This window comes from Methanospirillum sp. (assembly GCF_035406105.1).
Lineage (GTDB): Archaea > Halobacteriota > Methanomicrobia > Methanomicrobiales > Methanospirillaceae > Methanospirillum.
The window spans coordinates 1-12,304 of the sequence record NZ_DAONKG010000055.1 but is presented as its reverse complement, the minus strand read 5'-3'; the positions used below and the strand labels follow the sequence as shown (position 1 = coordinate 12,304).

Below are 12,304 nucleotides of genomic sequence, written 5' to 3'. Positions count from 1 at the left end.
CTGCTTTGTCCGTGCCCTGGAGATACACCCGGATGATCCGGAAGCACTGACCATGCGGGCATCCGTTCTCCGTCAGATCGCCCTGCAGAACCAGGACCCGATGCGATGTCTGGAAGCGGTTGAGATCTGCAATAAAACCCTGAAGATGCATCCTGATTTTGGCCCTGCCCTGCATGAGAAAGGAATGGCTCTGTGGACCCTTGGAAAACGTGACGAGGCGATGGATCTTTTTGAACAGGCCAGAAAGGTATATGCTGCATACCAGTACCCGTGGGATCTGAAGGGGAGGTTTCTCTTTGAAAAGCGACAGTACCATGAGGCTATCGAGGCATATGAAGAGGCACTAGAAAGAAAGCCTCATGACCCGGACCTTCTCTTTGCTATGGGCCGTGCCCTCATGAAAATCGGCGGATACCATACTGCCATTCAGTTCTTTAAGAAATGTCTGAAGATCCGGCCTGATTATACCGCAGCATGGCTGCTCCTTGGAAACTCCCACAAGGTCTTAAGCCAGTTTGATGACGCCATCGAATGTTATGAAGAGGCTATGGAGCTGGACCCTGCAAGCACCAAATACCGTAAGTATATCGCGGATGTCTATCTAGTCATGGGAAAGGAAGCCCTGTATAAGGAAGGAAAGCCACAGGAGGCCATCGAGTATTTTGATAGGACCATCCGGATGATGCCAAACCATATCACAGCCTGGTTCTCCAAAGGAACTGCATACAAAAAACTCGGGTCATACCGGAATGCAACGGCGTGTTTTCTCAAGGTTGTGGAGATCGATCCCCAGAACGGGCATGCCTACTATGAGATGGCACAGATCCTGGAAAAAACCGGCAATACCGAAGAAGCCCTCAGGTGTTACCTTGAGACAGTCCGGTGTGATCCCTCGCACACAGACGCTATGTACAAAGCTGGAAATCTGCTCATGGAAGGCGGGGATTATAAAAATGCCATCGCATATTTTGACCGGGTTCTTGACCGGAATCCTGATTCATCTGTTGCATGGTTTGCAAAGGGGAAGGCACTCCAGCGGCGGGGTCAACAAAAAGACGCCGACCGGTGCTTTGAACGGGCCTCAAAACTTGCATCACGCTAAAAAATTGGGAGTCAGATATCAAACCCAAGCTTGTTTGGCGCAGGAACGACCTGTGGCCCGTTAAACTCGGGGTTTCCATACAGGTACTCTACAATCAGTTCGGCAAACCGCTTTGCATCCCCCGGATCACGGGCTGTGACAAGCCGGTCAAGAAACACATACGGCTTATCCTCAAATTTTACATCCATCTTCATAAGTTCCCTGATGGCACTCCCAGAGATGACCGTTGCCGGACGTTTCTTTAAAATTCCTGCTCGCGCCATTACCACCGGAGCAGTACTGATCCCCCCGATCACCTTCCGATGGATCCTAAATATCTTTACCAGTTCCAGAAGGTCAGCATTATTCCAGAAATGGGCCTGTGCTCCATGCCCACCGAGAATCGCCAGGGCATCAAACTCGTCTTCCTTTGTCAGGATGACCTCTTCAAAACTCAAAGGCACATAGACCCCGCCACCAAAGGTTCCCTTTGCCTGTCCTTTCTCACGGGATGCAAACTCATACGGGATCTTGTTCTGGTCAAATACCGCTATGACCTGTGCCAGTTCCTTGTCATGGTACTGGGTCGGGGGGACTGCGATCAGGATTTTCATATAAAAAGTTAGGTGGTTGATGCTGATGTTCCGCCACTTAATTGCTCGGCCATTCCTGGGGTGATATATCCAAGCTCGCCAAGACCAAAGGTTCCTTTCTCGACTTCACCAAACTTTGGAAAGTCTGGCAGGGTACTGTTGGTCCCGTTCGGGATGATATCTTTAAAGTATCCGATGGCTTTTTGGGCCTGATCATAATACTTTTGTGACTTCTCATAATTTGCCTCACCATTCGAGACTGATGAAATGTACGTCCGGTCATTGATGTATGATTCATAATAGTCCCGTGCCTGTGAGATGAGATAGAAGAAGGCATCAACATAATTTGCCTTTTTCAGGAAATCATCGGCGACATTCATACCGATCAGATCCATAAAAGTGCTATCTGCCCATTTCAGCCCTTCACCGGTCAGGAACCGGTGCCCTGGTGACTTTTCGGTCTTGTCATTAGTCGGATCATCATCCGGCTGATTGGCAGTATCCACATAATCCTCAAACCAGCGGATGGTCGTTGTCTTAAACTTCTCGGTTTGATCTTTTGCAGAGGAATCAAACGTTTTCTGGGTCATGGGGATGGCAATGTCAAGGCCTTCGAGCGTTTCACCATGCTGCTCATCCTTCTCTTCAGGCATCGGGGCGCCTGCCGGAGGCAGGGTGTACATGGTCATGTTCGGGAATTTGTCCCTGATCTGATCCCAGAACCCGGCCGACACCTGGCGGTACTGGTCAGCAAGGGCATAGTATTCGGAACCATCCGTAGTTTTTGAGACGGATTTCAGGTACGAATGATAGTCTGTGTAGGCATTTCCTGCCATTTGGGCATAATAGAGATAGGAAATGATATTATTTGCAATCGGGAAGAGGTCCGGGCTTACATTCTCCATAATAAGCCGGTAATAAGCATCGGTCACTTCACTCAGCAGACTCCCGGTCGGGACGGTTGAGTTTGATATCTTCCCGATGATCTTTCCTGCCTCACTCATGAATGCATCGTCATTATACGGGGTCGCATCCGATGAGGCCTTCATACTCAGAGGCATCTCTTCAAACTGGGGTGCAAATCCGGCACTACAGACGGATACACAGAGCACCAGTACAGCGATGCCGGTCAGGATAACAGAGACGCTGCGTTTCATACCCTCAGTCATCATATAGGGAACTCAAAAAGGTTTCCTATCCGAAGAGCACCAGACCTGTCGGGGAGATTGCGCCGGATAACAGATATAGGGATACCGATCAAACCATCAGAGGTACGAGGTGGGCAGTGTGGCTGACGAAAAGCAGGTTGAGGCAATAAAAGGCGGGGTGGCATCATGGAACCAGTGGAAGGCTGAGAACCCGAGAAAACGGCCTGATCTTCGGGGTGCTCACCTGACAGGTCTTCACCTGGAAGGAATCAACCTGAACGGGGCACGACTTTCAGAGACGGATTTTGAGTTTTGTAATCTCAGAAAAGCGAACTTTGCCGGGGCGGACCTCACCAGGGCAAACCTGTCAAACACTGACCTGACCGATGCAATATTCCTGAATGCAAATCTGCAGGGTGCCCGGCTGACCGGGGCGACGGTCACCAGGGCAGATTTCAGGGGTGCAAACGTGGCAGGGGCAGATCTCAGACAGATTAAGCGCGGCCTTTGATCAGGATACAGGAGCGTAGAGCGTTGTCCGCTCTGCAAGAACTCTCCCCAGGTCAGAGCAGATATACTCCATCTCCTTGGGATCCAGATACTCACCGGTTCCCCCTCCTGCTTCCCCGGTCACGTCATCCAGGTACATCGTGCCGGCAAGATCATCAGCACCGGCAAGCAGTGCCATCTGCGTCATTTTTACCCCAAGTTTCGGCCAGGAGACCTGGATATGATCAAAGTTGTCAAGAAAGAGACGACAGACGGCGGTAGTCACCAGATCATCCCGACCGGTCGGACCAGCCTTTACCAGCCCTTTCTCAAACAGGGGAGTCTTCTGGTGAATATAGGAGAGGAGCACCATCTCAGTAAAACCGCCAGTATCATCCTGAATCCTCCTGATCCTCTCCAGATGTTCTGCCCGGTCCCGTGTATTCTCAGTAGAGCCGTACATAATGGTGGCAGTTGACCGGAGACCACGGCCGTGTGCCTCCCGAACGATCCGCTCCCAGACGTCGGTCTTTACTTTTGCCGGACAGATGGTCTTTCTGACATCATCAACCAGAATCTCAGCTGCCGTTCCCTGAAGGGTCCCAAGCCCCCCATCCATCAGCCTTTGGATAACCTCAGTCGTAGACATCTTCCCTTTTCGTGCAACAAAATCCACTTCGTCAGGGGAGAAGGCATGAATATGCACCGATGGATAGACCTCATGGACCCATTGCATGAACTGCAGGTACGTCTCAAGGGTGAAATCAGGATGAACACCGGAGAGGAAACAGATCTCCGTGACCTTCCGCTCCTGTGCTGCACGTACCTGCTCCTTTACCTCTTCCTCACCAAACAGGTACGCCCCGGGGCTGTTTTTTGTCCGGCCAAACCCGCAGAACCCACAGAGATTTTTACAGATATTGGTGATATGGATGTTCTGGTTCCTGACAAACGTGACTCTGTTGCCATTTTTCCGTCTGCAAACCTCATCAGCCGCACGAAAAAGATCATATACATCCGGGCCGGTGACCGAAAAAAGAAAGACTGCCTCATCAACGGTGAGGCGGTGGCCGGCCAGCGTATCTGATAACAGGGTCTTCAGGTTCATGGCCGGATCTTCCTGTCTGGTTTCATCGCTTCCTCCTCCCGACGCGCCCGGCTTCGAAGATACAATTCATGCAGGATCATGATGGTTACCACGATGATGATCACCGGGACAATATTTAACGGGAGATACCCAAGGATCGGGATTTTATATATGGCCTTCCCGATGATCCATTCTTTTTTTACCGGCTCAATCGGACCACCCAGGTTCCGGTAATTTGACCATCCAATCTGATCGATAACCGGGTTGTTGTCCCCTTTGGTAATATATCCGGCATGAGGAGCGGTGTAGGTTCCGGTCCGCTGACCGGCAGTCACCCTGATCTCCTCCCCTTCCTCAACCCAGAACATGGCACGATGGATGATAGGATGCAGGTCGGTGTTCCCGTTCGGACGGTAAATGATAACATCACCCGGCATCCCGAACTTTTCATACCCCGACCTGTTGCCCTCCTCAAGACTTTGCAATGCACCGTACCGATCCCCGGCCACCACAAGAACAAGGTCTCCGACGTTCATGTGCGGTACCATGCTCTCTGACTCGATGGTGACGATGGCCGGCCAGGTCCCGCAGACGAGCAATAATACGGCAACCACCGCACCGACGGTCACCAGTACTGATGTAATCTCCCGGACAGCCGATGGTATCTGATCCTCACTCTTCCAGAACCTGATAATTTTATCCTGAATTGATTTCTTGGCGGTATGATCTGCCATGATGTCTCTATATGGTTTTTGAGCTGGCCACATAAGGGTTCACTTCCCCTTCCACACGGATGTCATGGGGTATGCGTTCCATGAGGGTTATTTCCCCGCATGCAGAAGGTACTAGGACAGAATGCTTGACAGCTCCCTGGTTGTGGAACGGTTCCTGGACACGAAACTTCAGGTCCATCCTGATGTGGTCAGATATATCTGTGAAAAAAAGGATGAACGACTGATTGATCAGATCATATCCCATGTTCCTGATGACTGTCTTGTCGTCTCTTTACGGCACATTCCCGGCATTACACCAATCCGCGACGGAGTCAGGTTCCTCAGTGATCCTGAGGTTGATATCATCTCCGGACGGATGGGAACTGCACAACCAGTGGCAAAGGTTGAGGATTATATCGCGTATTTTGCAGATCGATACGCAAAACTGTCTGCAATGATTCGCGGGCGCTGTACCCCCATCCCCATTGAAGCCCTCAGGCGTAACTCCCGATATAAACAGGAGGAGTTCTCGGTCTGCGGCATGGTCATGGACGTGAAAAGTACCGGGAATGGACACCGGATGGTGGAACTTGAAGATATGACCGGATCGGTGAACGTGCTGTTTCACAAGGATCGTCCTGACTTTTCTGAGGCCGAGCGGATTGTTCCGGACGAGGTGATCGGAATCAGGGGGACCCTCTCGCATGAAGGAACCCTCATGTTTGCAGACCAGATCTTCAGACCTGACATCCCCTTCTCCTATGCTCCCTACACCAGCGACCGCAAAGGAGCGGCGGTCCTGATATCAGATATTCATGTCGGCAGCGATACCTTCCTTGAGGATGCATGGAACCGGTTCGGAGACTGGCTCAGTGACAGTGAGGTCTCCTATCTGCTGGTGGCAGGCGATCTTGTGGATGGCATTGGCATTTATCCTGACCAGGACAAGGAACTGGTCATCACCAACATTTATGAACAGTATGATGTGCTGGGTGAGATGCTTGCAGGCCTTCCGCCGCATTTGAAAATCATCCTCTCTCCAGGGAACCATGATGTGGTCAGAGGTGCCGAGCCCCAGCCGGCCATACCGGAGAAGTTCCGACCCTCATACCCGGCCTCATGTATTTTTGTTGAGAATCCGGCACTGGTAAACCTGCAGGGGGTTAGGGTTCTCATGTACCATGGCCGGTCATTTGATGATCTGATCGGGCTGATGCCAGGGGCAAGCTATGAAAAGGCCCATGAGATCATCCCTGAAATGCTCAAACGGAGGCATCTGGCCCCGTGTTATGGCCGGAGAACCCCCATTGCCGCAGATACCGTTGACCGGCTCGTTATCGATCCCATCCCTGAAGTGGTGCATACCGGTCATGTCCATATTTACGGGATAAGCCGGTACCGCAATGTCCTTGGGATCAATTCAGGGACATGGCAGAGTCAGACGGCATTTCAGAAACAGATGAACATACAGCCAACGCCAGCGGTTGCAGTCGCCCTTGATCTCAAGACCTTGCAACCACAGGTATATGATTTTATGAACGGCTCTCCGGAACCACTCGTTTTATAAGAAGGGGGTGATCTGCCTCCTGTTCCTGCCTGATATGCCAGGCGAGCAGGATAGCATCAGTCTCCTGCTCCCATGCTATCAGTTCCGAATCACCGGGCATCAGCCGTAATGCAGCCCGTATTGCCTTTTCTGCTTCAGGATACCTGCCAAGATCCATCAGAACCCGGGCATACCCTTTCTGCCCCGGGCCATAGGCAGGATCACGGCTGATTGATTGCTGATACAGATCCTGAGCATCGGTAATCCTCCCTGAGCGGTATACTATCATCCCAAGATGTGCCAGTACTTCTCCATCATCAGGGAGGAGGACCCGTGCCTTTTCACATGCCAGTCGTGCCTTTGTGTACTGCCCTTGTGCAGCAAGGATAGTCCCCCAGGTATCAAGAAACGGCCCGTAATCAGGTGCGTATGTCATGACCGGTTCCATGATCCGTCGCGCATCAGCAGGGAATCCAGCCATGCAGAGTGTATATGCCCGTGCATTATCCAGCTTCAGGTCATCGGGATACTGAACCTGGAGGCTGACGATATGAGCAAGGGCTGCATCATACTCCTGCATCCTGAGGTACATGAATGCCAGAAGGAGAGAACTCTCATAACTCCTGGTATGAGAAGGGATGCTCAGAAGGATTTCTGCTGCGGTCCTGTAATCACCCCGGCCGGCAAGACCAAGGGCGAGTTTGCGGTAAAGGAGATCCTGATACTCCGTGAGCATCTCATACGAATAATCCGGAAATGTCCCGTTTTCAAACGATCTGATCAGAGTATCAGGGTCCTGAAGGACCACATCAGATATATTCCGATCGTACTGGGAGATCCCGGATACTCCTGATATTGCAGGGAGAATACAGAGAACAACCAGACACATAACCCGGCTGATATGCTCCTTCATGCCTATACGAGAGAGTAGGGAGACCGCGTTTTTTCGAATCATTCCATGCCATGTGGTTCGGTATTATAAATGCCACCGATGCAATTCGTATCGTTATTTACGTATAATCATCGAATGATAACAGATCACCGTCTCGATTCACAGTCTCTGACTGGACGTGATACGTATGGATATGTTATATATTGTACCGGTTTGTGCCCTTATCGGGCTTATCTTTGCTGGTCTCAGCTATGCCCGGATGAAGAAGGAGTCTCCGGGTGATGAACTGATGCAGAAGATAGCCGCAGCTATTCATCTTGGTGCAATGACCTACCTCAAACGGCAGTATACTGCCATCGCGGTGTTTGTCATTGTGCTTGCGGGTATTCTCTCTGTGGTAATCAACCCCCTGACTGCAGTCTGTTATGTCATCGGTGCAGGCCTTTCCGCTCTTGCAGGATTTATCGGCATGTACTCGGCAACCTTTGCAAATGTACGGACTGCAAACGCAGCACGGCAGGGAATGGCATCTGCCTTTAAGGTCTCATTCTCTGCAGGGATGGTCATGGGTCTGACGGTTGTCGGGCTTGGTATGATGGGTCTGTCCCTTTTATTCTTCGCCATGTCCGGAATCACCGGTGAGACAAGTCAGGAAACCATCAACATCCTTTCCGGATTCTCCCTTGGTGCATCATCTATCGCACTCTTCGCCCGTGTCGGCGGTGGTATCTTTACCAAGGCTGCTGATGTTGGTGCTGACCTTGTCGGCAAGGTCGAGGCAGGTATCCCGGAGGATGATCCCAGAAACCCCGCGGTTATCGCAGACAATGTCGGTGACAACGTCGGTGATATTGCCGGTATGGGCGCTGACCTCTTTGAATCCTATGTTGGTGCTGTGATTGCAACGATGCTGATCGGAGCAACCGCGGGTATGGCAAGCCAGTTCCCCGGCGTTCCGTCGATGAATCTGATTGCCCTTCCCATGATGATCGCCGGTCTTGGTATCATCGCATCAGTCATCGGTTCATTCTTTGTCAGAACAAACAAGAACGAGGCACATGCAATTCACAAGGCATTCAACTCAGGAACGTTTGCAGGGCTGCTTCTGACGGTGGCGGCAACATATGCACTTGTTGAAATGTTCGCACCAGGGCAGATTGGAATCTTCTTTGCAACGATTGCCGGTCTTGTCGGCGGGTTCCTTATCGGCCTTGTGACTGAGTACTACACATCCTATGATCACAAACCGACCCGTTCCATCGTCAAGTCAGCAGAGAGCGGAGCCGCAACCGATATCATCGCCGGTATTGCCGTCGGTATGGAGTCAACCTTCATTCCGGTACTAATCGTCGCCGTTGCTATTCTCATTGCAAACCATTTCGGAGGCATCTATGGTGTCGCGCTTGCGGGTGTCGGTATGCTGGCAACCCTTGGTATTACCCTCTCCGTTGATGCATATGGTCCGATTGCAGACAATGCAGGTGGTATTGCAGAGATGAGTCACCAGGGACCAAATGTCCGTGCCATCACTGACACTCTTGACTCAGTCGGGAACACCACCGCAGCAATCGGAAAGGGATTTGCAATCGGTGGTGCAGCTCTGACCGCCCTTGGTCTCTTTGCTGCATACACCCAGGCAGTCAAACTTGACATGGTCAACATGCTTGAACCAGTCGTCTTTGTCGGTATACTTATCGGTGCCATGCTCCCGTTCCTGTTCTCATCCTTTGCGATGAAGGCAGTCGGAAAGGCAGCAGGGTTCATCGTTGAGGAAGTCCGCCGCCAGTTTAAAGAGATCCCAGGCCTGATGGAAGGAAAGACCGACCCTGACTATGCATCCTGTATTACCATCTCCACCAATGCAGCACTGCGTGAGATGGTCATTCCAGGACTTATGGCAATCGCCGCTCCGATTATCGTCGGTATTTCCCTCGGTTCTCATGCCCTTGCAGGTCTTCTGGTCGGCTCAATCTCCGCCGGATTCCTAGTTGCAATCATGATGGCAAACGCCGGTGGAGCCTGGGACAATACCAAGAAGTACATCGAACAGGGACATTCTGGTGGAAAGGGCTCCTTTGCCCACAAGGCAGCGGTGACCGGTGACACGGTCGGTGACCCGTTCAAGGATACGGCAGGACCAGCTCTGAACATTCTGCTCAAATTAATGGCAATTGTTTCAGTGGTCTTTGCCCCAATCTTCCTTTAATACCTTTTTTTGATATACCCGGAGATACAACAGATTTTTAAAAAATTACGGAGTCCTGATGATTCCGGATATACAGTATTCATCCGGCCTGGGATCAGGGATGCCGTACTTCAGCCAGCATCGTGGTTTTTCACCGTGAATTCCGGGTTTACAGACGTATAGGCCATCGTCGGTAATCCCTCACCCGACCGATATCCATCTGGTCACCGTACAGGTGCAGGGGCTGTAATTTCTCTTGACGGTCAGGGAAATCTGGTATGCTCCGCTTGTTGGAAAGGTGTGCTCGATAAGTTCTCCTTGTGCCGATCCGCCGTCTCCGAATGTCCATGTACGGGTATTGGGCTGCGGTGATGAATCATCCTTGAACCGGATGGTGAGCGTTCCCCTGATTTATGTGGTAAATGAGACGGAAATCCCTCTCCAAGGCCACAATTAAGACAATTCTGAACAGGTGTAGGAGTCGGTGTTGGAGGAATAGTCGTCGGTTCTGGTGTAGGAGTGATGGTTGGTCCACCGATGGTACCAGCACCCTCATATGCAATCAATTGTGAATGCGTATTATCGATGATACGGACCCCGACCGAACCAGGAGGGAATGAAATCGCCCCGGATATGAGTGCAGAATCATTGGCGAGGTAATACCCGTCAACTTTTCTGAATATAATCACCCGGTCACCTGGTGACCAGACAGTATCTGAAGAAAAATAAGCCGGATCTGTGATGACGACCGAACTCTCTTCACTGGTATCTACCATGAATCTGACTTCATATTGTGCATCCCGGCTCTGGTTCTCGTAATACATAACATCACCATTCCGGTGCAGTATCTCAATCCCATCAATATTCGGAGCGATTGGAATTATTTTTGCCCCGGTCACCACATAGGCAGTCTTCTCAATTGATGAGAATGTTTATTCAGACTTGAACAATCCACAGGGCCAGTGGAGCTCATAGAGCTTGGATTAAGACTGAACCAGTGGATGGAGACAGATCAAGGGCTGGCTGAAATGAGGAAGGATTTCTCCTTGTTCTTTGAGAATACATTAATGAGAGATCAGGATATACCTATACCAAACCCGTTTCTTGGAGGGACCATGTTAGCTGAAAAAGTAGACAAGTGGATTGCAGCTTATAAAGCGGAAGGGAGAGCTGAAGGGAAAGCAGAAGGAAAGGAAGAAGGAAAAGCGGAAGGCAGAAGAGAAGGTATGGCTACTATCCTCCGTCGGATGAAAGAGGCAGGGATGTCAATTGCTGATATTGCACAGATTACCGGGATGCCGGAAGAAGAAGTCAGACATCTGATATAGTCCAGACTCATCAGCTAACAGCCTCATTTCTGACCAGATATTCTATTATCCCGGTGCTGTTTTACTCTGCTTGTAATTAGCCCCCTTTTTTTGATCTGGATACATAAAACTGCGATAAAGTTACGGATTGTACATAACTCTGATCATGGAGAATATTCCTGGGTGCAAAAACTGAAGAGGAGATGAACATGGCAGCACAGGCAACTGAAGCGGCGTGTGAGGCATTAAACCGGTTTATAGCAGAGAGCCAGGAGCCTGAACTGAGAGAGTATTTTGAAGCCTGAGAGACGTGGATACTAGATCAGGCCATTCGAGAGGCTGAGGCAAGAAAGGAAGGTCGGATAGATACCTTCCGCAAGGTAGTTACCCGCATGAATGAATCAGGTATTTCACCCGAATCTATAGTATCAATAACCGGTCTGTCACACGAAGAAGTCAAAAAGATAATTTCTGATTGTCGCTCATCTCCCCGGCCATGAAATTTTTTTGACACCTGATGGATCAAAAAATCCTGCTTTTGCTCTGCACGTCCTGTATTGGTAATGGGGCTGGATAGAGGGGGTGTCATTATTCATAGTATGAAAAGTCTGAATGATCGTTCTTTGCCACGGAGTGTCATGCCATGACGTGTATGTCGTGTCCTGAAAAAAATCACATTCCAGATACTATGATTATCTAAACCTCTTTTTGGAGATAATAAGGGATTCAGGGATCCCATAGAGGTTCATATATTACCGGATTGTGGCCAGGTATACAGCTCCAGGAATGAGGATCAGACCATCGGAACACCTGGTGGTTAAGGAGAATCGGTCATATTAATTTATTTTTATGTTTCAAAATCCGTATTTCATTCTGTTTTTCAGTACTGCAGACAATAGGGAGGTACACAGGGTGGGGTTCCCTGAAACTCTGCTGAAGATATATATGCTTTATTGTATTATCACCCAGGAAAGCGAAAAATCCATTAAATTGATTTTAAAGGGTTTTTCGATTCACCAGATGCGGGATGTTAATATCAGAAATTTTTTTGAGGGTCTCTTTTACATAGTACTGCTACAAGCGTTACAACTGCTACATGAGGCTATTTTGTGATTTTATTTAATATTGGCAATCATTTTTATGTTTTAAATCATCAGAGGATATAGATTCGTCAGGAGATTGTTATAAATTGGTTATCATGGGGGTGCTGGGACTGTTATTCCTCCTAACGGTAAGGGTAATCCAGGAAGATTTTATTGCAGG

11 protein-coding genes are annotated in these 12,304 nt (G+C 49.9%); 5 read left to right on the top strand and 6 right to left on the bottom strand.

Annotation, left to right across the window (positions count from 1 at the left end; translation table 11 throughout):
• Window positions 1-1,102 (top strand): tetratricopeptide repeat protein (locus PLA23_RS04960; protein WP_324474241.1); only part of this gene is annotated, 1,102 nt, incomplete at its 5' end.
• An 11-nt stretch (window positions 1,103-1,113) separates the two neighbouring features.
• Here the strand turns inward: PLA23_RS04960 and PLA23_RS04955 are convergent.
• The gene (locus PLA23_RS04955) at window positions 1,114-1,695 is read right to left on the bottom strand and encodes a DJ-1/PfpI family protein (protein ID WP_324328144.1); all 582 of its coding nucleotides are present in this window, start codon (window positions 1,693-1,695) and stop codon (window positions 1,114-1,116) included.
• A gap of 8 nt (window positions 1,696-1,703) precedes the next feature.
• Window positions 1,704-2,831, bottom strand: coding sequence for a hypothetical protein (locus tag PLA23_RS04950; RefSeq protein WP_324474239.1), 1,128 nt, complete (start codon window positions 2,829-2,831; stop codon window positions 1,704-1,706).
• A gap of 130 nt (window positions 2,832-2,961) precedes the next feature.
• Here PLA23_RS04950 and PLA23_RS04945 point away from each other — a divergent pair, with 130 nt between their 5' ends.
• Window positions 2,962-3,333 (top strand): pentapeptide repeat-containing protein, encoded by a 372-nt coding sequence (locus PLA23_RS04945; protein WP_324328147.1) that lies wholly within the window; start codon window positions 2,962-2,964, stop codon window positions 3,331-3,333.
• Here the strand turns inward: PLA23_RS04945 and cofH are convergent, their stop codons facing one another.
• Window positions 3,334-4,419 (bottom strand): 5-amino-6-(D-ribitylamino)uracil--L-tyrosine 4-hydroxyphenyl transferase CofH, encoded by a 1,086-nt coding sequence (cofH, locus tag PLA23_RS04940; RefSeq protein ID WP_324328149.1) that lies wholly within the window; start codon window positions 4,417-4,419, stop codon window positions 3,334-3,336.
• Window positions 4,416-5,132, bottom strand: a complete 717-nt coding sequence (locus PLA23_RS04935; RefSeq protein ID WP_324328151.1) for a S24/S26 family peptidase — start codon at window positions 5,130-5,132, stop codon at window positions 4,416-4,418. Before PLA23_RS04935 ends, cofH begins: the two co-directional genes overlap by 4 nt.
• A gap of 121 nt (window positions 5,133-5,253) precedes the next feature.
• Between PLA23_RS04935 and PLA23_RS04930 the strand changes: the two genes are divergently transcribed.
• Window positions 5,254-6,678: a DNA-directed DNA polymerase II small subunit gene (locus PLA23_RS04930; RefSeq protein WP_324328152.1), complete on the top strand. Its 1,425-nt coding sequence runs from the start codon at window positions 5,254-5,256 to the stop codon at window positions 6,676-6,678.
• Here PLA23_RS04930 and PLA23_RS04925 read toward each other — a convergent pair.
• A complete protein-coding gene (locus tag PLA23_RS04925; RefSeq protein WP_324328154.1) occupies window positions 6,644-7,612 on the bottom strand; it encodes a tetratricopeptide repeat protein in 969 nt (322 codons plus the stop codon). The two genes, PLA23_RS04930 and PLA23_RS04925, sit on opposite strands and share 35 nt — an antisense overlap.
• Window positions 7,613-7,736: 124 nt before the next feature.
• Here PLA23_RS04925 and PLA23_RS04920 point away from each other — a divergent pair, with 124 nt between their 5' ends.
• On the top strand, window positions 7,737-9,755 hold the full coding sequence (locus PLA23_RS04920) for a sodium-translocating pyrophosphatase (RefSeq protein WP_324474237.1): 2,019 nt from the start codon (window positions 7,737-7,739) through the stop codon (window positions 9,753-9,755).
• A 180-nt stretch (window positions 9,756-9,935) separates the two neighbouring features.
• Here PLA23_RS04920 and PLA23_RS13765 read toward each other — a convergent pair whose 3' ends face one another.
• On the bottom strand, window positions 9,936-10,127 hold the full coding sequence (locus PLA23_RS13765) for a PKD domain-containing protein (RefSeq protein ID WP_502883594.1): 192 nt from the start codon (window positions 10,125-10,127) through the stop codon (window positions 9,936-9,938).
• A gap of 569 nt (window positions 10,128-10,696) precedes the next feature.
• Here PLA23_RS13765 and PLA23_RS04910 point away from each other — a divergent pair.
• Entirely contained in the window at window positions 10,697-11,062 is a 366-nt protein-coding gene (locus PLA23_RS04910) for an RpnC/YadD family protein (RefSeq protein ID WP_324328162.1), read from the top strand.
• The last annotated feature ends 1,242 nt before the right edge of the window (window positions 11,063-12,304 follow it).